18 protein-coding genes are annotated in these 23,843 nt (G+C 44.2%); 6 read left to right on the top strand and 12 right to left on the bottom strand.

Going from position 1 to position 23,843, the window contains the following annotated elements:
* Positions 1 to 33: 33 nt before the first annotated feature.
* The 7 genes from JV36_RS0107295 to JV36_RS0107265 all read right to left on the bottom strand — a co-directional run bounded on the left by JV36_RS0107295 (position 34) and on the right by JV36_RS0107265 (position 11,608).
* Positions 34 to 954 (bottom strand): sugar kinase, encoded by a 921-nt coding sequence (locus JV36_RS0107295; RefSeq protein ID WP_032094295.1) that lies wholly within the window; start codon positions 952 to 954, stop codon positions 34 to 36.
* A gap of 67 nt (positions 955 to 1,021) precedes the next feature.
* Positions 1,022 to 2,323 (bottom strand): MFS transporter, encoded by a 1,302-nt coding sequence (locus JV36_RS0107290; RefSeq protein WP_032094294.1) that lies wholly within the window; start codon positions 2,321 to 2,323, stop codon positions 1,022 to 1,024.
* A gap of 2 nt (positions 2,324 to 2,325) precedes the next feature.
* Positions 2,326 to 2,670, bottom strand: coding sequence for a cupin domain-containing protein (locus tag JV36_RS0107285; RefSeq protein WP_032094293.1), 345 nt, complete (start codon positions 2,668 to 2,670; stop codon positions 2,326 to 2,328).
* A 20-nt stretch (positions 2,671 to 2,690) separates the two neighbouring features.
* On the bottom strand, positions 2,691 to 4,889 hold the full coding sequence (locus tag JV36_RS0107280; RefSeq protein ID WP_032094292.1) for a heparinase II/III domain-containing protein: 2,199 nt from the start codon (positions 4,887 to 4,889) through the stop codon (positions 2,691 to 2,693).
* Positions 4,886 to 7,153, bottom strand: coding sequence for a polysaccharide lyase 6 family protein (locus JV36_RS0107275; RefSeq protein ID WP_032094291.1), 2,268 nt, complete (start codon positions 7,151 to 7,153; stop codon positions 4,886 to 4,888). Before JV36_RS0107275 ends, JV36_RS0107280 begins: the two co-directional genes overlap by 4 nt.
* Positions 7,154 to 7,291: 138 nt before the next feature.
* Positions 7,292 to 8,170 carry an NAD(P)-dependent oxidoreductase gene (locus tag JV36_RS0107270; protein WP_032094290.1) on the bottom strand — a complete coding sequence of 293 codons (879 nt, stop codon included), beginning with the start codon at positions 8,168 to 8,170 and terminating at the stop codon, positions 7,292 to 7,294.
* 477 nt (positions 8,171 to 8,647) lie between these two features.
* Entirely contained in the window at positions 8,648 to 11,608 is a 2,961-nt protein-coding gene (locus JV36_RS0107265) for a TonB-dependent receptor (protein ID WP_032094289.1), read from the bottom strand.
* A gap of 614 nt (positions 11,609 to 12,222) precedes the next feature.
* Between JV36_RS0107265 and JV36_RS0107260 the strand changes: the two genes are divergently transcribed.
* The 5 genes from JV36_RS0107260 to leuD all read left to right on the top strand — a co-directional run bounded on the left by JV36_RS0107260 (position 12,223) and on the right by leuD (position 18,160).
* Positions 12,223 to 12,975: a hypothetical protein gene (locus tag JV36_RS0107260; protein ID WP_032094288.1), complete on the top strand. Its 753-nt coding sequence runs from the start codon at positions 12,223 to 12,225 to the stop codon at positions 12,973 to 12,975.
* Positions 12,976 to 13,483: 508 nt separating this feature from the next.
* Positions 13,484 to 15,043, top strand: a complete 1,560-nt coding sequence (leuA, locus tag JV36_RS0107255) for a 2-isopropylmalate synthase (protein ID WP_032094287.1) — start codon at positions 13,484 to 13,486, stop codon at positions 15,041 to 15,043.
* On the top strand, positions 15,044 to 16,141 hold the full coding sequence (leuB, locus tag JV36_RS0107250) for a 3-isopropylmalate dehydrogenase (RefSeq protein ID WP_032094286.1): 1,098 nt from the start codon (positions 15,044 to 15,046) through the stop codon (positions 16,139 to 16,141). It abuts the gene before it with no gap.
* A gap of 9 nt (positions 16,142 to 16,150) precedes the next feature.
* A complete protein-coding gene (gene leuC, locus JV36_RS0107245; protein ID WP_032094285.1) occupies positions 16,151 to 17,551 on the top strand; it encodes a 3-isopropylmalate dehydratase large subunit in 1,401 nt (466 codons plus the stop codon).
* 3 nt (positions 17,552 to 17,554) lie between these two features.
* The gene (gene leuD / locus JV36_RS0107240; protein WP_032094284.1) at positions 17,555 to 18,160 is read left to right on the top strand and encodes a 3-isopropylmalate dehydratase small subunit; all 606 of its coding nucleotides are present in this window, start codon (positions 17,555 to 17,557) and stop codon (positions 18,158 to 18,160) included.
* Positions 18,161 to 18,299: 139 nt separating this feature from the next.
* Here leuD and JV36_RS0107235 read toward each other — a convergent pair whose 3' ends face one another.
* The 3 genes from JV36_RS0107235 to fabA are packed head-to-tail and all read right to left on the bottom strand — an operon-like array spanning position 18,300 to position 20,241.
* On the bottom strand, positions 18,300 to 19,232 hold the full coding sequence (locus JV36_RS0107235; protein ID WP_152561557.1) for an IS3 family transposase: 933 nt from the start codon (positions 19,230 to 19,232) through the stop codon (positions 18,300 to 18,302).
* On the bottom strand, positions 19,142 to 19,672 hold the full coding sequence (locus JV36_RS0107230; RefSeq protein WP_235207793.1) for a transposase: 531 nt from the start codon (positions 19,670 to 19,672) through the stop codon (positions 19,142 to 19,144). The genes JV36_RS0107235 and JV36_RS0107230 overlap by 91 nt, the downstream gene beginning before the upstream one ends.
* Positions 19,673 to 19,722: 50 nt before the next feature.
* On the bottom strand, positions 19,723 to 20,241 hold the full coding sequence (fabA, locus tag JV36_RS0107225) for a 3-hydroxyacyl-[acyl-carrier-protein] dehydratase FabA (protein ID WP_032096223.1): 519 nt from the start codon (positions 20,239 to 20,241) through the stop codon (positions 19,723 to 19,725).
* A 130-nt stretch (positions 20,242 to 20,371) separates the two neighbouring features.
* Here fabA and JV36_RS0107220 point away from each other — a divergent pair, with 130 nt between their 5' ends.
* Positions 20,372 to 20,659 (top strand): hypothetical protein, encoded by a 288-nt coding sequence (locus JV36_RS0107220; protein ID WP_032096224.1) that lies wholly within the window; start codon positions 20,372 to 20,374, stop codon positions 20,657 to 20,659.
* Between the two features lie 37 nt (positions 20,660 to 20,696).
* Here JV36_RS0107220 and JV36_RS19760 read toward each other — a convergent pair whose 3' ends face one another.
* Both JV36_RS19760 and JV36_RS0107210 read right to left on the bottom strand, forming a co-directional pair.
* The gene (locus tag JV36_RS19760; protein ID WP_032096225.1) at positions 20,697 to 22,412 is read right to left on the bottom strand and encodes a cryptochrome/deoxyribodipyrimidine photo-lyase family protein; all 1,716 of its coding nucleotides are present in this window, start codon (positions 22,410 to 22,412) and stop codon (positions 20,697 to 20,699) included.
* Between the two features lie 58 nt (positions 22,413 to 22,470).
* On the bottom strand, positions 22,471 to 23,799 hold the full coding sequence (locus JV36_RS0107210; protein ID WP_032096226.1) for a DASH family cryptochrome: 1,329 nt from the start codon (positions 23,797 to 23,799) through the stop codon (positions 22,471 to 22,473).
* Positions 23,800 to 23,843: the final 44 nt, after the last annotated feature.

Raw genomic sequence — 23,843 nt, 5'->3', positions numbered from 1 at the left:
AGCTTGTGACAACTTTATCTATTAATGACCTGCTCAACTAATGACCTTCTCTACCAGCCCCTTCGGAACAATAGCTCCTGGATGTTGAATAACTATTCCAGCTGCTTTAGCGGCAAGTGAAATCGCCTCACTGATAGTGCTACCCGAAAGCCTTGCGCCCAAATACACGCCATTAAAGGCATCACCTGCTGATGTGGTATCAACAACGTTGGTGACGGGAGTGATTGCGTGCTCTAAACATTCGTTGTCGAAACACGAAATAACTGAGGAAGGTCCATCTTTTACAATGATTTCGTCGATATCGTGCTTTTGACACAGGCTCAGCACCTCTTCAGAGGTGTGAACACCATAAAGAGAAGTTAAGTCTTCTACCCCAGCAAGTGTGACGTCACAGAGTTCAAAGGCGTGGTCGAAATTAATCACTGCCTCAGACTCGTTTTTCCACAACCGAGCGCGGTAATTAGGGTCAAAAACAATTTGAACCCCTTTTGATTTCAGTGTATTGAGGAACTGCCAAAACGCTTCTCTATCGCCAGCTTCAATAATTGCTATAGATATACCTGAGAACACAAATTGGTCTAGGTCACTAAGCGAATCTATTTGCGCTTGTGTAATAAACGATATTATTTGTTTCGCGGCAGACTCACTGCGCCAATAGGTGAAGCTGCGTTCGCCTGTTTCGTCAGTTTCAATTAAGTAAAGCCCCGTGGAGCGAGTTTCATGTTGAAACACATACGATGTATCAAGGTCGTCTTGCTTGAATCGAGCTATCATCTCGTTGCTTAGTCTGTCGCTTCCAACAGCGGTTAACATGGACGCGCTAACATCGTTAAAACAACGTGTTAAGTACACCGCGGAGTTATAAACATCACCAGCAAATGACTGATTCAGCTTTTGAGGCTCGACTGGGCGCAGTTCAACCATGCACTCACCCATAAAGCAGATTTTTTTCATTATTTGCACTCAATTTACGTTGTGAGGTCAGCTGCCCGCCCCGCTGTTGAACGGGGCACTGCTAGCGTTATTTCAACCTTTTTAACGGCTCAACTTTAGGGATAAGGAACCACACAGCAGCCATAGCAATAATGGCTAAAGAAGCACCAATAACAAAAGCAGGGGTGTAATTGCCATCAGCGGTCAAGAAAGGCACCAACGATGTGAGTCCCACGGCACCGAGCTTTGCGGCCATACCAGAAAATCCAGATAACGTACCCACCGCTTTTCTTCCAAGTAGATCGCTAGGTAGTGTTTGAACGTTTCCGATTGCGGTTTGAAATCCAAACAAAATCACGGCCATGATCAATACCGCAATGACGGGAGCGCCAGGATTTGCCATCGCCAGTAAGGCAGGTAGCATGATAAGACAGCCTAACGTGATAGTGAGCTTTCTCGTTTTATTGATGTTCCAACCTGCTTTCAATCTATTTTGCGCAAGCAGACCACCAAACCAAGCTCCGAACATGGCGCCAACATAAGGCACCCAACCGTAAAGGCCTATAGACTGTACGTCCATACCGTACACTTCGTTAAGATAGATAGGGATCCAGAACACAAATAACCACCAAATAGGGTCAATGGCAGCTGACGCAATAATAACGCCCCAGCTTTCTTTATGGCCTAATAACTCAGCGGTAGATGGGTTGTACTCTTCACACGCATTTCCATGCTCGTCTTTATCTTCTGCGCGCTGGCCGGTAAGAATATACTGCTTTTCTTCTTCCGTTATCCAAGGGTGACTGCCTGGCGGCGACTTCACCAAAATAAGCCATGGAACCAACCATAGGAAACCAATTGCACCTACAATCACAAACACCATTTGCCAATTAAAGTAGATGGTAAGTAGCGCTATAGCAGGAATAGCAATTATGCCACCGATAGCGGCACCTGAATTGAAAATACCCTGTGCCAGTGCACGCTCTTTGGTGGGAAACCACTCAGCATTACCCTTCGCAGCTCCGGGCCAGTTACCCGCTTCGGCAATACCAAGGATAGCGCGGAAGAAACTAAAGCTAAGTACACCTTGTGCAAAGGCATGTAACACGGTAGCCAGTGACCACACACCAATGGACAGAACGAAGCCTAGTCGAGTACCTACCCAGTCAAACACCTTGCCAAAAATGGCTTGACCAAAGGCGTAAGCGAACACAAACACAATGGAAATATTGGCGTAGATTTGTTTTCGTTCCAGTGCATTTTTATCTGGGAACAAGTCTTCAACAATATCCGGCCACAGCACACTCAGCGCCTGACGGTCGATATAATTAATGATGGTAGCAAGCGCTATAAGCGCTATTACCCACCAGCGTAAGCCGTTTACTTTCATGGCTATTCCCCTACAAAGTCTTCGCGTGCAGGACTAAATGTATCAATTAACACACCACCTGTTGGGCATACTGCACCGTGCTCCACATGGGGAGGAATTAAACAGCTATCACCCGCTTTGAGAATTTTCATCTCACCGCCAATGCTGAAATGGAACTCACCTGACTCAACATAGGTCACCTGTGAGTGACGATGTTTATGGGTATAACCCTCAGCGCCTTTATCAAAAAACACTTTAACTGCCATCAGCTCGTGGTTGAATCCTAGCATTTGGCGCTTTAGACCATTACCTAAGTCTTCAGTAGGTGTCTCATTGCCGAATAAAAAGTGTTCGCTTTGCTTATTCATAATATCTATTCCTAATCGTGTTACAGCTCATAAACGGCAAATCGGCCATCAAGAGAATATGAAGTTTTGTTAAAAGTGAAAGAATTTGATTCATCTGCAGCGGCGCTTCGCTTGTCTATCGCAATCAGAAACGTATGCTCGGCGGCAGTTAGTGTAACCAGCACAATCCCAGACTCTTCATCCATTGAAAGCGCCGTTATTGAGCTTGATGCATTAAGCGTAAACTCCTTGCTTGGGTTGTAGCTCCCATGAGGCTCAAGCACAGACACAAACTGGTGAGATGAAACACCCTCTACTCTGCGAATAAATCCATTTTCATTTCGAAGGTTAAAATTAGGGTCGCCAGCACCAAGCTGCGTGAATAAAAAGGTTTCTGGAGAAGTCACTAAGCTTAGTTGAGAATAGAAGTGTCCATTTTCATTAAGCCAGGTCACTCTTGATAAGGTGTCTTCAACCGTTCCCTGAGCCTTAAGCCAAAGTTGCTGATAACCGTTGTCCTTGCCTAAAGCTGGAAGTGAAGATGTGTTAGCCGTCATTGGAAAGCTGGTATCAATTAGATGCCCTTTGTAATGAAGCGGAAGGTCGAACTGATGCTTACTTGATGAGGTCACGTCGAAAATATCCAGCGCTACCGTTTTGTCTATTTTTGGAAGGTCAATTAGCGCCAACGTTCTTTCTAGCGACACATCATCATAGGCCGTTTCAATCTCTCCATTGGCTATCGTTCCAAAGGCATTACTTTCAAAGAAATTTAAGGTTGGTGCATTGCGATTGCCTACTTTGACGTTACCATTGAAATGACTTTTTTCATCCACCACTATCGTGTTATGCGCAACGGTTTGTTTAGCATAGCTGTTGTTTTCCGGCAGATAACGACCACCAAACTTTGCTTCCACATTTAAAAAGCGAGCAGCGCCATAATCAGATACGATTTCTTCACCTGCATCATAGAACTGCCATGTGAGTTTATCGAAATGGCCGTGGCCTAACCCTTGAGCAGCGGGTTTAAACAGTACTGCAGAATCACCATTTTTCTCGCTGCGCATGACGACCAAAGCGCCTTCATCGCCATCTTTGCCATCGCCAAATGCGACTGAGCGGAAGCTATAAGGTGTAGTTAAACCATCGTCTAACGCTTTTGCTACCTTTACACCGTCGCCAGTTAATACAATTTGGTCTTGCTTATCAGCAATGTCTAAATAGGCTGTATCACCTGTTCGCCCGTACGCTACCGCAACACCATAAACCAGTTCGATAGTATCGATCCCCTTGCTTTTGATAGCATCGTTGATGGGGAAGAATAAACCGTTATAGCTAAGCTGTATGGTGGTATCAATGGCTTTAAGTAAAACCCCATCACGATAGTCGAACACGTCTCTCTCAGGTTGATTGTTTTCAATCGCTTTGGCAAAAGTAACAAAGGGCATGAGTGCATAGCGCTGGTAATAAGGGCCTTCGTTATAGTAGCCCTGAGGTGAGAACAGTGTATCAAGCTGACGCAGGAACCCGCCTTTACCCGACTTTTTAAGGTCGTATAACGCCTTCTCTACCCATTCTGGTTCGCCCATCACGTATCCGGCCATACCTACACCAGCGGTAGCCCAAGTGCCGTGATTGTGCACTTTGTTAAACGTAGAGGGCTGGCCTTCAGAGAGAAATAGTGCAACTGGCTTTAACAGCTTGTTTTCTATAGTTGCTCGTTCACCATCACTTAGCGCCGTATAAACCAAATCGTAGGCTTGAATAGTATTCACTAGCCAAACGGCTTCATTTAGGCTCTGCCAAAATAGCTTTCCAGGGTTTTGCGACTTTACTTTTCGTTTTGGGTGCACATCAAGTGTAGGGTACAGTGCAGCGTAATCGAGCAGTAAATCTTTAACGTAGTTGGCGTAAGCTTCATTTTGGCTGATTTGATACAGCACGCCAGCGTTGTACATAAGCTGATAGTTTTTCTTATGACGTTCGTGGGTGTAACCGCCGCCTCCATCTTTTGGCACAGGTACAACATTTGGCTGCGTCATGTAAAAGTCGATGTTTGCCTTAAGTGCATGATAGGCATTTGAAAAGCGACCTCCTTCCTTCACGGCGGCTCTCATGTCAACCACATCACTTTCAGTAATTACTAAGTTGGGATGGGCAGCCTGCGACTGGAATGACAGCGATGACGCGGCAAATAACAACACTGCTGTGGCGCACGATATAATTGCTAGCTTTTTCATAGGTTACTCGCTTCCTTTCCCGCAACAATATTATTTTTTAGTATTGCGGTATGTGGTCCTTCGGCATGAAGTTCTTGGATTTGTATTGTGGGTGTGGCCGTAAACGTATTATCGATTACAGAAGTGATAGGCTCGCCAACCGTGTGGTCAATGATAAGAGGTGCTGACTGAATAAACTCATTACTCTTTACATCAGTCACCTGCACACCGTGTAAGAACACGCTAGCCCCTTTTTTGTTGCGCTTACCGTTACCCACATTATTTAGCACGTTGTTGGTCATCAGTAAGTGCGGGCCAAATGTACTTTCATCAGTACCACCTCGATACAGCTTAAGTACGCCACCTTGTATATCTGTAAATGTATTTTGCGCAAGGGTCACGTATTCAGCGTTGTAAATACCATAATCTTCAATTTCTTTATCTAGGCGAAGAATATCTCCTGAAACCGATGTAAAAGTATTATTAGAAAGGGTTATTGCATCAGCAAAGGCCCCTTTTCCAGAGGTAAAGAATGAGAACGAGTGGTTAATATCAAGGTCTTTCACAATGGTGTTTGCTAGTGTGAATCGGTAATTGTTTACCATGCCCCATTTCTTTGTACGTACCACACTGTTGCCAGAGGAATCAGGGCTTTGTGCACCAGAAATAACCAGGCCTTCTAGTTTTAGGCTTCCCCCGTCACGAATTTCAAATAGCGCAGTGCGCTCAAAATACAGGGTGGTTTTATGCAAATTTCGCGCTTTAATAGTGATAGCGTCATCAATGTAGAGTACAGACGGTACAACAAACTCTCCCTCAGCAAGCTCTAACACATCACCATTTTGTGCTGTTGCTATGGCATTTTTTAACGCCATTGCGCTGGCTTCAACAGCGATGGTATTTCCTGTATCGAAATCATCAGAGACTACCGTTTTAGGATAGTAGGAGGTTCCTACACTTTCCTTGTCTATGACTGATAAAGACTCATCAACACCTTGAGCTATTCTTTTAGCGTAAAAAAGCCCATTTTCCGCTCTTTCTAGTGAAATCTTTTGCTTATCAAACCCGCTCGCAATGGGGCTTGCAGCATCTGTGTTAGTGACATTATCACGAAAGGAAATACCGCTAACATCATCGAAAATAGAAAATGGCTGTGTGTCGTTTTGGTTATAAACCACATTGTCTTTGAAAATAGTGGATTTAGGCGCTGCACTTCGCTCGGCGTCGCTGCCTGCAGCAAGATGTATATGGTCAACGTTGATGAACGTATTGTTTGTGATTGTTGCGTTTTCTACTTGGTGATAGCGGTTGATGGGAGAGTTAGGAACGCCATTCATGATGGTGAAGCCACTTCCAAAGCGATAGCCTTTAAGGCCTTCTAAGTAGTTATTTCTGATCACCTGATCTTTGTTGATAACGCGGATGCCACCGGTATGTGCAACCTCGTTGCCAAGGAACACGTTATTTTCAACGATATTGCCATTGCCATGGCGAAGAGTCAGTGTGCCTCTAGCCGATAAAAATACATTTCCGCGCAACGTATTTTTGCCAGATTTAACAGAGATGATTTCTACTTCACCGTTAGTTTGTTCGAAAATATTATTCTCTACCAACGTGTACGAATTGGTGAGGGAGAAGTGACTGGTTCCAATACGAAGGGTTTCACCGCCGTTTGAACCGAACGTGGGGCGATAGCCAAAATAATTGTGGTCTATGGTGTGGTAGTTTTCTTGGCTGGCCTCTGAGTTAAGACGAACAGCAACCGTCACGCCTTTGTTGCGCTTACCCTCTAGATGGTTGTGATCGAAGCGGTTGTGCTTACCATAAAGAGCAACCCAATAATCGGATTCTTGCTTGTCTGGATTGTTAAAGTTATCAATAACAACATCTGTTACGCGAGAGTGATTGGCGTAACTTTCTTTATTCTTGCGAAATGCAATAACGGCGCTAGTTGGCGTGTAACCATTCTTAAACACTAGACCAGAAACAACGAGGTGCTCCCCTGCCAACCTTAAGTTTGACTTGCCCGATAATACTACATCACCTTTTGATTCTGCTTTTAAGGTGATTGGCGCCTCGCTCGTACCTTTACCTTCTAGCAATATTTCGAAATCTTGCCAGACACCAGACGTTAAAATGATAGTGTCGCCAGGCGTTAGATTACCTGAAACGTTTTTATATTCATCTTGAGAGGAAACAACGTAGTCGGCAGCATCAATAGAAAATGAGAGAAATGAAGCGCTTGTGAATAATAAGCTTGCTAAATAGACCGTACTTAATCGCATAACACACTCTTACTTTATCGAGACGGCAAATAAAAATGTCATATTTTTTACAGAAACGATGTTAGGTTTGAGGATAGTGGAACGTAGCGCTCTTGATACAATACTCTATCTCGAGCGCTCATCTACCTTGATTCGCTATTACTTTGCTAGCGTTTTGAAGTAGTCAAAAATTTCCGGCACATTACCGTTGCTAAGCCCTGCATCGACGGCAGCATTGAGGTTCGCAGATGAACCTTCAGCAATCTTCGACTCAGTACCAAGGTCTTCTACCATTTTTAAGAAGTATCCAAGGTCTTTGTTAGCGTTAGCAATAGAAAAGCCTAAGTCGCTAACATCATCAACCGCGTAGTTTTTGCAAAACTGCATAAACGGTGAATTAGACGGACCTGTAGACATAATGTCGAAAAGCTGCTGTTTATCAACACCCGCTTTTTCGGCAACAGCAAATGCCTGTGACATTGCACATACTGTGGTCATACCCATAAAGTTGTTAATCAACTTAGTAGTATGGCCTGCGCCTAATGCACCAAGGTGAAAAATATTTTCGCCTTGATCGTCAAGTACCGGCTTAACTTTGTTGAAGGTTTCCATATCGCCAGACGCCATAATATTTAATAGGCCATCTTTTGCATGCGCGGGCGTTCTGCCTAGCGGCGCATCAATCATACCAGCGCCTTTCTCTGCTAAGTCTGCGCCAATCTTGCGCGTTGAAGCAGGAATTGATGTACCGAAATCAATCAATACTGAACCGGCTTTCATACCCGCTAAGACACCATCTTCTGCGTATACCACTTTTTCAACGATGTCTGATGTTGTTAAACAAAACATCACGATATCTGACTGTTCAGCTAGTTCTTTACCCGTAGACGCTGTATTCGCGCCGCGAGCTACACAACGCTCAACGGCGTCTTTGTTTAAATCCATTACGGTAACTGTGTAACCTTTCTTCTGAAGGTTCTCAACCATATTGCCGCCCATAAGGCCTAGGCCGATAAAACCGATCGTTGGTTTGGACATGAATAACTCCTAAATTTTGATACTAGTATTGAGTTCTAAGCAGTGAAGTCTTGTTTATTCACTGGTTAATAAAACTCTTTCTTAATAACGCTAGAGACTGCTTAACGATTTAGCCCCTTCGGGATAACCGTGTTAATTGATAACCGGAAGCACATAACAAAAGTCTATTTTTATTATACCAATTTGTCAACCAATCTAGGTTTACATTTAAATATTGGTAAATGAAAAGTTGGTAAAGGTAGGATATTCATACATTTATTACATTGGTGAATGAACGCTTGAGTATCCAGTTTCAATGCTAATTACGCCTCGCCAAGTCACAATCGCCTTAGGGGATATTTACGGCTTATCACCTGTAGGATGACTGCAACGTTAGGCGGGTTGCTCCGCTATATGTTAATAGCCAAATTATGATGGCTGAGTGTTAATGGTTTGGCCTTTTGTTACAAAGGCCAAACCTTGATTACAGTATCTCTTCTAGAATCTGTAGTTTGCGCCAACAGTGATGCGGCGATCTGTCAATCCTTGGAAACAAAGAACGGCATTTTCATTTACACAATACTGGTCAACTTCTGACTCGGTTAAATTCACCGCTTCAATGCCAACGTTTAAGTTTTCATTCACAGTGTATGTAACGCTTGCGTTAAGCTGGCCGCGATCCCCTTGAACAGCCGGGAAGCCCCAAGGGAAACTGGAAGTACTTCCGAAGTCGTCCGTTCTGAACGCTTCACGCCACGTGTAGCGCATGCGTGCAGAAAAGTCGTACTTTTCGTAATACAGCGTGAAGTTGTAAGCATTTTCAGAAAGATTGAGTAGGCCCTGAACTGCAGATACTTCCTCTTCGCTACCCGTTGTTGCTGCAAATACATTAGCGGCACGTGAGGTCGCACTATTTTCAGTATCGCCACCAGAGAACTCTTGGATGGTATAGTTAGCCAACACACCGAAACCTGATGCCCAACCTAGCTCTTTTTCAAAGCCTGACAAGTCATACTGAACAGCAAATTCAATACCTTTTTGCGTCGTTTCACCCGTGTCGTTAACTTTAGTTTCTGTACCTACGCACACACCCGTTCCTAAATCAGGACCAAACACGTTGATATCTGCAATAGGGTTGAAGATACCGCCGCCTTCACAAGGGTCGGTTAGGTCACGGAAGCCAGTGGTTGGATCTTCGAATGGGCTGACAATTTGGTCAACAAAAAGATCTTTACGTGTTTTATGGAATATACCGATACTGACAACACTAGCCTCTGCAAAATACCATTCTGCTGATAAATCGTATGACGTCACTTCTTCAGGACTTAGGCCAGGGTTACCAATCGCTACATTCGGGTTAGGACTTGTGCTGTAAACCACAGAGGTAGATAGGTCGTTGTAGTTTGGACGGCGGATATCTTTACCTGCACCGAAGCGAACAACCACATCGTCGGTAACGTCTGCAACGATATTTAAACGTGGCAATACGAAATCGTAATCACCTTTGTTAGTCACTCTTGACACTAGCTCGTTGCCGGCATCATCTTCAGTAATTGAATTACCTAATGACGTAACGTCAGTTTGCAAATAGCGCAAACCGAAATTACCACGGAACATTTCGTATTCGAAGTTAGCTTGTGCATAAAGTGCATGAGTCTCTTCTTCAATATCAAAGAAACCAGATGATGACGCCGTCGGTTGGCTTAACGATCTGCTAGAACCATGGGTCGTCAATGCAGACTGAAGTGTTGCTAAAACGCCATCTGGGTCTGATGCAACTAACTCTGGGTTAATTAAAAGGAAGTCTTTTACGAATAGCTGGCGGCCATCCGCATCATTAAAGTTGTCTGGACCAGCAACGAGAAGGTCAGCGAACAGGCTACCGCGAGGACTGTCGTCCATGGTACGCAAACCTACGCTGGTACCAATATCTTCTCGCACGCTTGACGATTTATTATAACGATAACCAAAGTCTACTGACGTAATTAGTGAATCGATGTAATAAGACACATCTACACGAAACGCATCTTCAGAGTTTTCCGTTGTGTCTCGGCCAATGTTAACGTCGCGCAATACTACATTATTAGGGTCGAGTAACTGTGATGAAGTAGGCGCAAAATCTGCACCTTCAGCGATTCCAAATGCTAATGACCCACCTGACAAATCATAGGCAAATGGCACACTGTTATCGTTACCGCCACCAGCGTCTAAGGGCGCATTAGGGTTAATAAAGTTAAGCGTAGTATTGAAGCTAGGCGTTGTAGTATCTGATGAAGATGACGCGATTTCAGAGAAGATGCTCCACTTGTCGCCTTGCCACTCACCACCAAATCTGAATATTTTGCTGTCGGTGATACGAGAGTTTGTATCGCTAGAAAAACGAAGGTTTGGATCGTCATCATCATTCTCTAGGTTTACAGGAATGACGCCACGCAGTGCCGCTTCTACAGAACCTAGGTTTCTTCCACCTAGTGAACCAAAGTTAACCGTTTCATATTCATCAGGAACTGAAATGTCATTAAGTGCACTAACGCCTGAAGCCTGAACTCGCGAGCTTTCTTGACGACGTTCTTGGTCGTTAATGACCGCGTCGAAGAATACTCTAGAGTTGTCATTCGGCGCCCACTCAAACGTACCTACAAAGTTCTTAGTTTCATATTCAAAGTTATCGTAGTCTTGAACGAAAAACTGGATAGGAAGGAAGTCAAACGCCTGGGCGCTTGCAAAGCCACTATCAGTAGCTACTAAGTTATCTCGGTCAGCACGTGGGCGGAATGCAGTCACATCCTGCTCTGCGTAGCTTGCACTTATTACTACACCAAACTTACCGTTGTCGTTTTCCCAGTTATCACCGAAAGTCCCGGAAAAACGTGGTTGGAAAGTGCTGTCTGTTGTAAGGCTACTGTTTTCGCCTTGTACTCGAACGGCAGCAAGTCTTTCAGTAAGTTGAAGAGGGCGAATAGTTTTTAAATTGATGGTACCACCGACTGAACCTTCGATAGTTTTCGCATCTGGAGATTTCGTTACCTCAAGGCCTGCAATAATTGCAGCTGACACGTCTTCGAAGTTTATACCGCTTCGACCTGCGCCAGAACCTACTGTTGAAACACCGTTGATTTCTGTTCTGTTTGCGTCTGTACCACGAATTTGCACGCCAGTACCAACACCAGCAGAACGCGTAATTTGAATACCGGTAATATTTTCGAGGACTTCAGCTAAGTTTTGATCAGGCAGCTTACCAATATCTTCGGCTTCGATAACTTCAACTAAGTTATTGCTAAAGCGCTTTTCGTTCAGGGCGCTTGCGAGTGAAGCGCGAATGCCTGAAACTTCAATCACTTCAACTTCTTTTTCTTGCTTGCCTTGCTCTTCAGCCTCTTGTGCATGGGCCATTGAGGCAAAATTGAGTGATGTAGCTGACAGCACGGCAAGTGTAATCTTGGATAGTTTGTGTCCCATTTGTGTTTCCTTTAAGGATTGAAAAGTGAGTTACTAGCCCACCTGAATCACAGAATTATTTTTCATCGTCATATGCCCTGCCAGATAAAAACTTACAATACGTTCACAAGGCGTTCACAAAGTTAAGCCAAAAAACTTTATTGGTCAACCAAGAATGTAAACAAAAAGCGGAATTAAGACTGTAGTTGGTAATACCAAACTGTTTTTAATGTAAATTTTATTTAAATTTTACTTAGCCTTATTGAAACAGGCCCTTAGGCCGCTAATTTACTGATTTTGAAATAACAAAAGGAAAAACAACACCTTCCTAGAAACTTACCAAAAATGTGGAATTGGTAATTTATTAGGTGAGGCGAATGTTGATATTGATTTTGACGTTGATGAGGAAGCTATTAGTGATGGCCAGACAATTTAACTTTTGCAAAAAAAGTATTATCAATTATGCTAATAATACTCATCGCGTTAAGCCGCCGCCCGAACCATAATCCGATCAGGCGTTTCGCAAAATGCATTTCTTCTTTCTTCACTTCTAGCGCAATTAATAAGCGAGCAGTGGCGAGATAGCAGTATTCTTGATACGGTTAGTGCAGAGACAGTCAAAACGCGATGTTAACGTGAGCACAAAAAGTCATCCGCCAAAAACACAATCAGGTTTTTTTAACGACTTAGGCGAGCTAGGTGGTAATCACGCACAGTTTTCTGAAGTGTGTACGGCGCTATATGAAAGAGAACTTTTGTTTATTGCCCACAGCGGTATCAGTAATGCGTCTATCCTAAAACGCCGAATTGGTGGCTTGCCTCATCATATTAGAAGTGTCGCTCGATATTTTGTAACCAACCCCACCCCACTATCTACCGATACCTATAACGGAAGCTGGTATGCAAAGCAGCCAAAATCTGCGCCTCGTTTACCACAGGATGCTGATGCAACGGCGCAATGGTTTAGAAAACATGCCGACTATGGGTTAATTGTTCCGGTCTTAGTTAAAACCATTGAAGGTATTCACCTTGAATTAGACGCTATCGACAAAACGATGTTGGTAGACGATGTCGTTCATTTGAACAAACACGGTTGGTTTACAGTTGATGGAATCAATCGGGGAAACAGTCAGGAAGCGAATCGAAGAAATAAGCAGGCTAGTCATTCAATTGAAAGCTCAGATGAAGAGTCTCGTGAAAGTGGACTTGAAAGCTACGGAACTTTTGATAGTAAAACTCTTCTTAAACCAACGAAAACCATCATGGCGAGCGCCTGCTCGGGTCATGCTTGGAACTTCAAATCTCGAGTATCACCTCGTGCACTGTCTATTAGAGAAATGCGGCTGTCTACTCAAATAAACTGGAAGAACTTTACCTTATTGAAATAAAGGACTTGTCTACGCCCTTTTTTCTTTTAAGGAGACATTAATAATGCCATTCCAAACCAAACATGCATAAAAATACAAAAATAATAAGTATTAATTCATTTAATAACTTCTTCATATCAGTCAAAAAGAGTACAAACATACTAACCATTTCAAAAGCCAAACTCATAATCTGCATTAGCAGCAATCAAACGGACGTTTAACACATAAAACCAGAGAGCTCACACCACCAATTAGGATAGCCATCCTAATATGAGCGTTAAGATCAATTTTTTCATAAAAATTTAATCAATATGGTAAACAATGGTTGACGTTCAAGGCTCACATGGTTAAATTGTCGCTATCAATTTTGGTCAGCAAAGATTTTCGAAAAATGCGTATTCGTTTTCTTCTAATTACTCTACTCCTCAAGGCAGCCAGACTGCACGGGTAGATTGCGACCAGCGACTAATCACACAAAAACCCGTGCTCAGCACGGGTTTTTTTTTAACTATTCAATTGAGAGAGCGTCATGACAAATCAAGTGAAAATCTTTGATACCACGTTGCGAGATGGTGAGCAGGCCTTGCCAGCAAGTCTAAGTGCCAAAGAGAAGTTACAGATTGCACTGGCGCTTGAGAGACTAGGTGTAGATATTATTGAAGCCGGTTTCCCTGTGTCTTCACCTGGCGACTTCCAATCAGTACAGTTGATTGCCAAAGAAATCAAAAACTCAGTGATTTGCGGTCTGTCCCGCGCCCTTCCCGGTGATATCGATGCATGCGGCCAAGCCCTAAGCGTAGCTGATCAGTTTAGAATTCATACCTTTATTGCCACATCGGAAATACACGTTGGCGCCAAATTGCGTAAATCTCATGATGATGTGGTAGACATGGCCGTGGCTGCGGTAAAGCATGCCCGCAAATACACCGATGATGTGGAGTTTTCATGTGAGGACGCCGGCAGAACACATATCGACTACCTATGCCGTATGGTTGAGGCAGCTATACACGCAGGCGCTACCACAGTCAATATTCCGGATACTGTTGGCTACACAACACCCACTGAGTTCGGCGGTATTATTCAGCAGTTGTTCAATCGGGTTCCTAACATCGATAAAGCCATTATCTCTGTGCATTGCCACAACGACTTGGGCCTAGCTGTTGCTAATTCACTGGCGGCAGTTGAGCAAGGCGCGCGTCAAGTAGAGTGCACTATAAATGGTATTGGTGAACGTGCGGGTAACGCGTCGCTAGAAGAAATTGCAATGATTTTGCAAACGCGAAAAGGGCTGCTTGGCATTGATACTAATATCAATTCCACGGAAATTTCACGTACGTCTAAACTTGTCAGCCAGCTGTGTAATATGCCGGTGCAATCTAATAAAGCCATTGTTGGAGCCAACGCCTTTAGCCACTCGTCAGGTATTCATCAAGACGGTGTCTTAAAAGCGCAAAATACCTATGAAATCATGACGCCTGAGAGCGTGGGCATTAATAAGAACAACCTAAACCTAACCTCTCGTTCGGGTCGCCATGTTATCAAACATAGACTAACTGAATTAGGTTACAAACCTGAAGAGTTTGATTTAGAGGCCGTATACGATGCGTTTTTAAAGCTGGCTGATAAGAAAGGACAGGTTTACGACTACGACCTTGAGGCGCTGTTGTTTTTCGATAAGCAAAAGCACGACCAAGCGCACTATCAACTGCTTTATCTACAAGCTAATTCGGGTAGAGAGATTATCCCAAGCGCTACCGTAAAAATGAAAGTGGGCGAACAAGAGATTACACAGGCATGCACAGGTAACGGACCAGTAGATGCCGCATTTAAAGCGATAATCTCTATTCTTGGTCATGAAGACTTAGAAGTTGTCGACTTTAAACTAGATTCAAAAGGCGAAGGTGCAGATGCATTAGCGCAAGTGAGTGTTATCGCCACATATAAAGATCGTCGATTCCACGGTATAGGCTTGGCCACAGATATCGTAGAGGCCGGTGTAAAAGCATTGATATTTGTACTGAACAATACTTATCTGGCCGACCAGATTGATCAGCAAAAGAATCAACAAGAACGCGTTGTAGGAGTGTAAATGAGCCAGTTTTCAATTGCCGTATTAGCCGGAGACGGTATCGGTCCAGAAGTTATGCAAGAGGCCAACAAGGTCTTAGATGCTGTAGAAAAGAAGTTTAGCATTACGCTAAATCGCACCGAGTTTCCCGTTGGTGGCTTTGCTATCGATACCGAAGGCGAAGCCCTTCCAGCGAAAACACTGTTAGGTTGTGAACAAGCAGACGCAATATTATTTGGCAGCATAGGCGGACCTAAGTGGGATACGCTTCCACTTGAACAGCGTCCCGAACGCGCTGCACTGCTTACTTTAAGAAGCCACTTCGATTTATTCAGTAATTTGCGCCCTGCACGTATCTACCCTGGCCTTGAAGGTTTGTCTCCACTTCGTGAAGACATTGCTAAATCAGGTGTAGATGTGTTGGTAGTGCGTGAACTTACCAGCGGCATTTACTTCGGCCAGCCTAAAGGTCGTGAGGGTGAAGGCGAGGAAGAGTTTGCTTACGACACGATGCGCTACAGTAAACGAGAAATTCGCCGTATCGCCGTCGCAGCCTTTGAAGCAGCACAAAAGCGTCGCGGTAAAGTCACCTCAGTAGATAAAGCCAATGTATTGGTTACTAGCAGATTGTGGCGTGAAGTGGCAGAAGAAGTGGCCAAAGACTTCCCCGATGTTGAGTTAGATCATATTTATATCGACAACGCCACCATGCAAATAATGAAGAACCCCGCGCAATTTGACGTCATGCTGTGTTCAAACTTGTTTGGCGACATCGTATCTGATGAATGCGCTATGATGACGGGCTCTATGGGGCTTTTGCCTTCGGCAAGTATGAACGAAGACGGGTTTGGTTTATACGAGCCTGCAGGCGGCTCGGCGCCGGATATTGCAGGCCAAGGTATTGCAAACCCCATCGCTCAAATTTTATCTGCAGCCATGATGTTGCGTTTCAGTATGAACTTAAACGACGCCGCAGATGCTATCGAAAAAGCCGTGGTCGCCACTCTTGAAAAGGGCGTACTCACTGGCGAACTGCTGTCTGAAGATAAAAGAGACCAAGCTTCAAATACATCGCAAGTAGGCGATGAAATTGTTAAACAATTAATGGCGCAGGAGTAGAAATACCACATGGCCAAGACCTTATATGACAAAGTATGGCAAGCGCATATTGTCGACCAACTAGGCGAAGATAGCCTTATTTATATCGACCGCCACTTAATTCACGAAGTGACATCTCCGCAAGCCTTCGCTGGCCTTAACGAAAAAGGCCGTAAAGTGCGTCGCCCAGATAAAACTGTGGGAACCATGGATCACAGCATATCAACGCGCTCGTTAGCCATTGATGCATGCGGCCCAGATAATGCACTACAGCTGCATACCCTAGCCAAAAACTGTGAAGATCACGGTATTCAGCTCTACCCTGTAGGCCATCAAAAGCAAGGCATCGTGCATGTAATGGGGCCAGAATTAGGGCTTATACAGCCCGGCATGACCGTAGTGTGCGGCGACTCTCACACTGCAACCCATGGCGCATTCGGTGCACTTGCATTTGGAATAGGTACTTCTCAAGTTGAGCATGTCTTAGCCACACAAACTCTGAAGCAAAGCCGCGCAAAAAGCATGCTTATTAATGTGAATGGCAAACTTCCTGTGGGAATTACGGCGAAAGATATTATTTTGGCCATCATTGGCAAAATTGGACACGCTGGTGCAACAGGTCATGTGATTGAGTATGCGGGCGAGGCCATTCGTGGGCTTACCATGGAAGAGCGAATGACTGTGTGTAACATGAGTATTGAAGCGGGGGCAAAAGCTGGGCTTGTAGCACCAGACGACGTTACCTTCGCGTATTTAAAAGACCGCGAGTACGCACCCAAAGAACAGTCTTGGGATGACGCGGTTGCCTATTGGAAAACCTTATACACCGAAGACGGTGCAAGCTTTGACACGGTTGTCGAACTTGAAGCGGCCGACATAGCACCGCAGGTCACATGGGGAACCAACCCAGGCCAAGTTATTGGAGTAAATACTCCAGTGCCTGCTCCCGAAGACTTTAGCGACCCAATTGAAATAGAAAGCGCGAAAAAAGCACTTAGCTATATGGGCTTGAAGGCAGGTGAAAAACTTTCTGATGTAGCAGTCAATCACGTTTTCATTGGCTCGTGTACCAATGGTCGTATAGAAGATTTACGTGCCGCGGCTCACGTTGCCAAAAAAGGCAAAGTATCATCATCGGTCACCGCTATTGTGGTGCCGGGTTCTGGGGCAGTAAAACGCCAAGCTGAAGCTGAAGGTTTAGATAAAATCTTCGAGCAAGCCGGCTTTGAGTGGCGCTTACCAGGCTGTTCAATGTGTTTGGGTATGAACGACGATAAACTGGTTTCTGGCGATCGCTGTGCATCAACGAGCAACAGAAACTTTGAAGGACGCCAAGGCCGTGGTGCACGCACCCATTTAGTGAGCCCCGCAATGGCTGCAGCAGCAGCCATTAACGGCCACTTCGCCGATGTTAGAGACTATCAGGAGTAAGACATGTCAGAGCAAGGTTTTACACACCACACGGGCATTGCAGCACCGTTAGACCAAGCCAATGTGGATACAGACCAAATTATTCCTAAGCAGTTTCTCACGGGTGTCACCCGTATTGGCTACGGCAAGCACCTTTTTCACGATTGGCGCTATTTGGATTTAAAAGAGCAAGAGCCTAACCCAGATTTCTCACTGAACAAGCCAGAGCATAAAGGCGCTAGCGTATTGTTGGCTCGTGAAAACTTTGGTTGTGGTTCAAGTCGAGAGCACGCACCTTGGGCACTGGCCGATTTTGGTTTTAAAACCGTTATTGCCACCAGCTTTGCTGATATCTTTTATGGCAACTGTATTAACAACCAACTCGTTCCTGTTGCGTTAGGTAGCGAACAAATGGACGCTTTATTTGATGCTGTAAAAGCAGATCCTACGGTCGCTATTACTGTGGATTTGCCGGCGCAGACAGTGAGCTTTAACGACACATCGTTTAGTTTTGATATTGCACCTCATCACAAAACTAACCTGATAAAAGGCCTTGATGCAATAGGTCAAACTCTTGAGCTTGATAGCGCTATCAGCGCGTTTGAAGACAAACAGCCTAGCTGGCTTTAGGCTGCGAAGGGAGTGCTAATGTAAAGGCGCTAGTATTACGGCGCTATATCAAGGCCCCAATTATAAAGGTCGAAATAAAGCGAAAAAAAAGCGAGGGTTGGTGACAACCTGAAGTGACCCCATTAAGTTGGACTCATTTCTAAGCGGCAACCAAGGCCTGATTTCGATATTGTATCGGACTCAGGCCTTTTAGTTTTAGCTTAATGCGTTCGTTGTTGTAATAGTCGATGTACTCTTTGATATTTTCAATGAGTTCATTTGCGTCTTTGAACGTTTCATTGTGATACATCTCAGTTTTTAATATGCCGAAGAAGTTCTCTGCAACGGCATTGTCTAAGCAGTTTCCTTTTCTGGACATACTCTGGAGCAGCCCATGTTCTGCCAGGTGTTGTTGGTATCGTTTATTTTGATATTGCCAACCTTGGTCTGAGTGTATGAGTGGTCTCTCATGCTCCAGCAGCTTTGCTGTTGCGGTTTTAAGCATGTCAGTGACTAAGGGCAACGTGACAGATGTTCGCACCTCATAGCTGACCACTTCTTGGTTAAACAGGTCGATTATCGGCGACAGGTATACTTTCTGGCCATTGACCTTAAATTCAGTGACATCGGTCACCCATTTTTGGTTTGGCTTTTTTGCCATGAACTCACGTTGAAGAACATTTTCAGCGATTCTACCGACTTCACCTTTGTAAGACTTGTAGCGTTTAGGTCTGACTTTTGATTTCAAGCCAAGTTCGCCCATCAAGCGCTGTACACGTTTATGATTAACCACTAAGCCCGTCGCTCTTAGCGCATAAGTTATCCTACGATAGCCGTATCGCCCTTTATGCTTGTGATAGATATCACGTATTTTCACGCGCAAGTCAGTGTTGGAACAAGGCCGATTCAGTGTATTACGCTGGTAGTAATACACACTCTTGGGAAGCCCTGTGACCTTTAATAAGTGTTGTATGCTGTATTTTGCCTTGAGCTCTTCGACAACTATCGTTTTGTCTTTGCTTTTTTCTTTCTGGCTTGAGCCAAGGCTTCTAACTTTTTTAAGACAGCGTTCTCTGCACGTAGATAATCCAATTCTTCTCTGAGCTCTTTTTCAGACATGTCTGCTGATGGTTTAGGAGTTGAAGAATCATTCGTCACGCGAGGCCTACCTTTTTTCTGTGGTTTTAGACGGGTTATTCCTTCGTGAGCATAATGCTTTTGCCATTGAAATAAAATACCAGGAGATGATAAGTCGAAATAGGCACTGGTATAACTCAGTGGCCAATTATTCTCTGACATAGCTTTAAGGACATGAATTTTAAATTCGAAGGAGTATGGACGTTGCTTGTGAGTAAAACTATCAGCGCCATTAATGCGATAAACTTGAGACCAATAACGGACAAGGTTGGAGCGTACCTCAAACTTTGAACCTAAGACTCCTGAACTCTCTTCTTGCGCTAGTCGCGCTAGCTTTAACTTAAATGCTCTGTGATGTTTGGACATAAAAAGACCCCCAGTAATTGGATAGTCCAACTATTGGGGGTCACTTCAAATAAGGGGCTTTTTTTGTATTTGCGGAAAAATTAGAAATTTGATGTATCTTGAAATAGACCTACTTTGAGGTCTTTCGCCGCATAAATTTCTCTACCATCAACTTCAACAGTGCCATCAGCCATACCCATGAAAAGTTTACGTTTTATCACGCGTTTCATAGTGAGTTTGTAAGTGACTTTCTTTGCTGTTGGTAAAATTTGGCCAGTAAATTTAACTTCACCTACGCCTAATGCTCTGCCTTTGCCTGGACCGCCGCTCCAGCCTAGGAAGAAACCGACAAGCTGCCACATTGCATCTAAGCCAAGACAGCCGGGCATGACCGGATCGCCAGGAAAGTGACAGTCAAAAAACCATAGGTCTGGTGATATATCCAACTCAGCGATAATTTCACCTTTACCGTGTTCTCCACCATCTTCTGTAATTGAAACCACACGGTCCATCATTAACATATTAGGTGCAGGAAGTTGGCTGTTACCTGGTCCAAACATTTCCCCACGACTACACGCTAGTAAGTCGTCTCTAGTAAAGCTATTTTTTCTCTCAGACATTCCCAACTCGTATTGTTTTAAATTTCAGTGCTAATTTAGCGAACAGTTGTGCGCTAAACAACTCCGAACAGTCATTTTTATAAAGAAAAACGCGTGGTACACTAAATTCTTCAAAAGGTACTTGAACAATATGACAGAAAAACAATCAAAAACAGCGCTTCAAAAAAATAACAGCGATAAAGCGAAAGCAAATGCTGATAAACAGCGACGCTTTAGAGAACGTCAAAAAGAAGCCGGTAAAAAACTCGTGCGCGGCTATGTGTCTCCAGAAGCCAAAGCGTGTTACGACGAAATTCGCGAGAAGACTGGGTGGACAGATAGCGAGGCCATGTCAAATGCCATGCGCCTTATGTATGCATCGTACAAATGCGGGCAAATTAAGCTTCTTACCGAGTGGCTCAGAAAAAACAATCGTTAACAGGTGGTGTGATAATCAAAGTAGGTGATAACTGAAACTAGGCTTTCTTTTTTAGCCACTGTCTACTCGGGCTGTTTTGCATGGTGTGGCGATGCACTATTCGACGAGCTTCGCGCAATACGTCGTCGCGTTCTCTATACTGCCACAATCTTTCCCCAGTCTTTCTCGCCATACTGCCAATATCCACAATTGGCAACACATAGTCTTTTTCAACATCGAAATTCAGCATAATCGCTTCTAAGGGCGGCATGGCGTAGGGAGCATGCACAGTGTCACCGGGCAATTCTGCTAGCTCTGGTACCCACTTCCTAATAAACACGCCCTCTGGATCCAGTTTCATAGATTGAGTATGTGGATTGTAGAGGCGCACCGTATGAATGCCTGTTACGCTGGCCTGCATTTGAATTTGCGGGTAATGAATACCAGGCTCAAAGTCTAAAAATTGTGTGGCCAAATAGTGCGCCGCCTTTAGCCAATGTACATTGAGATGATGGCACAAAAAGCTTGTGACCATTGCCCTCATTCGAAAATTAATGTAACCCGTTTGGGCGAGAGCCCGCATACAGGCATCAACCAATGGGTAGCCGGTAGTCCCGTTTTTCCAATGATAAAAACGTCGCTCTGCCTCGGGGCCATCAATAAATGGAAATTTTTCATAGGCAGCATTCATCGGTCGCCATTCAATAGTATGTTCACTTTCAAACTTTTGAATAAAATGACAGTGCCAATGCAGCCGAGATGTTAATGCCGACAGTGCTCGCGACCACAGTGCTTTGTCTTTACCGGCGGACGCTTTCTTTACTTGCTTTTCTTTTTCAACAAAATGATAAACCTGCCTGATGGAGATATTCCCCCAAGCAAGATAGGGGCTTAATCGCGAACAGGAACGACGAGCATCAAAAGGGCGAGATATATGCTTGTGATAATACTTTCCTCTCTCCTCAAAGAAATGCTTCATTACGTGCCACGCTCGTTTTTCTCCCCCTTTTTGCATTTGGCCACTTTCTTCAACATGTGAGCTTTCAGATGAACCTTCAGATGAGCCTTCAGATGAGCCTTCAGATGAGCCTTCAGATGAGCCTTCAGGTGAGCCCTCTGTTGCGCTACTTGATGCTGTTGCGCCACCTGATACTAATGGGTTTTGAAGCGCACCTGAAATTGAGCCAGGTTTCACATCAGAACTTGAGCCAGAAAGTGAAAAAGCCGAGTAGGTGGTGTCGCTATCAGCTAAACGCGCATGCTGAGTCCAATTTACCCATTTTGCCAACTGAATATCGAAATCATAGGTTGGGGAATTAAAGTGTGCCTCCCAATTTTTCTGCCAACGTGCACGGTTAGGCAAGCCCCTTATCACTGCGCCTGTATTACACTCTAAAAATGGTATTTTGTTTTTAATACAATAAGTTGCTATTGCCTTGTCGCGGTTATACGTAACCAAAAGTCCAATTTCTTGGTAACTTCTTAGGGAGGATATGGAGAAATATTCCTGAATCTGCGATAGAGCCTCATGCACCTCCATGTGCATCTGCAATACTTGAATACCGCTGGGTAATTGGGCGTTAATATCAGCAAGACTCTGCTCTACAAATCGCCAATGACGAACATCCATATGAGGATCGGCAAGCAAGGACGGTTCCCAACAATAAAGTAAAAGGATGTTGTCACCGTTATTTACAGCATCAAACAGCGGCTGATGGTCTCGAAGCCTGAGGTCGCGCTTAAGCCAAATTACAGAAACGGCTTGTTGAGTCATACTTCTATGTTCACCTGCTTGCTATTCATTTTCTTAAACATCTCGTTTTCTAAAACACTTAAGTTAACCATTTATTGCGAAATGCACCGTCGCGGTCGTAGGTGGCCGTTTGTTTATCTAGGTTAAACTGCCTGTGTCCACGAGGGTCGCTTCCCACGCCGGCAAGATAAAGCCAATTGCCCCAATTGCTGCCCACATCAAAATCGAGTAACTGATTTTCAAACCACGCTGCACCAAAGCGCCAGTCTTGCTGTAATTCGTGTACAAAACAGCTCGCTACTAATTGCCTTCCGCGATTAGACATATAGCCTGTCGCTTTGAGCTGTTTCATGCAGGCATCAATGATGTGGTAACCGGTATTGCCATTACACCAATCCACAAACACCTTGGGGTTATGCTTTGTGCCGGGCACTTTTTGCTGAATACCACCAAATTTAAACCATTTTTCACCGTACTTTGCTTGAAGCCAATGAAAGAACTCACGCCACAACAGTTCAAAATAAATCCAATAAGTAGATTCATTTTTCTCAACCTGCTCTTCAAACAAGGTAACTTGGCGTACTACCTCTCTTGGCGACAATGCGCCTACGGCCAGCCACGGTGACAACTTTGTGCTATCACGCCAACTGTCCAAGGCGTTTCTCGTTTCTTTGTAGGTGGATGCAGCATGCCACTCAAATAGGTATTTGTTTAGATGCTCAAGGGCTGCACTTTCACCACCTTCAAAGTCATTACTGCTCTGCTGCAAGGTTTGGTGTTGGTTGGCGAGTTCGTCTTCAATAATTAACGTATCGGCAGTAAGGTGCTCAAGTACAAATGGAGTAGGATAGGTGTCAACGGAGCTGCAAACTTCTCTAGGACTAAGCTTTTTTTCCACCTTACGGCGAAACGGGCTAAACACATCAGGCATCTCTTCAATTGAAAAGGGTAAGTCAGATTCGTTGAACAGTGTTAGCGACTCACCCTCAACAATAGACATGTTTGGGTAGCACCGAGCAAGTTCCTCTATTTGTTTCTGTTCATGAAAACCGCAATGTTTAGTCACTCCAAGATGGGTAAATTGACCTTGCTTCAGTACATTAGACAGACATTCTGAAATACTGCCCTTAAGAACCGTGAGTTCATGTCCTTTGTTTTCTAACGACGCTTTGAGGTCGCTGAGCGTTTCCAGTAAAAACTGATATCGATTATCACCAATCTGTTTCAACCCGTACTTGGTGGGTGAAAAATAGCTCTCATCAAATATATAAATAAAAGAAATTTCGTCTACTTGCTCACACAACGAGGCTAGTGCAACTTGGTCGTGAAGCCGTAAATCGTGTCTAAACCAAAAGACTCCACGTTGTTTTGATGTTGTATTGTCACTGCTAAGGTTTTGATTTGACATAGTAATTCTCAGATTTATTTTTATATCACTTTTGTAATCACAAC

Origin of the sequence: Alteromonas sp. LOR, assembly GCF_000753865.1 — a bacterium.
GTDB lineage: Bacteria > Pseudomonadota > Gammaproteobacteria > Enterobacterales > Alteromonadaceae > Alteromonas.
The sequence above is the reverse complement of the archived record's forward strand: the minus strand, read 5'-3'. Positions and strand labels throughout refer to the sequence as shown.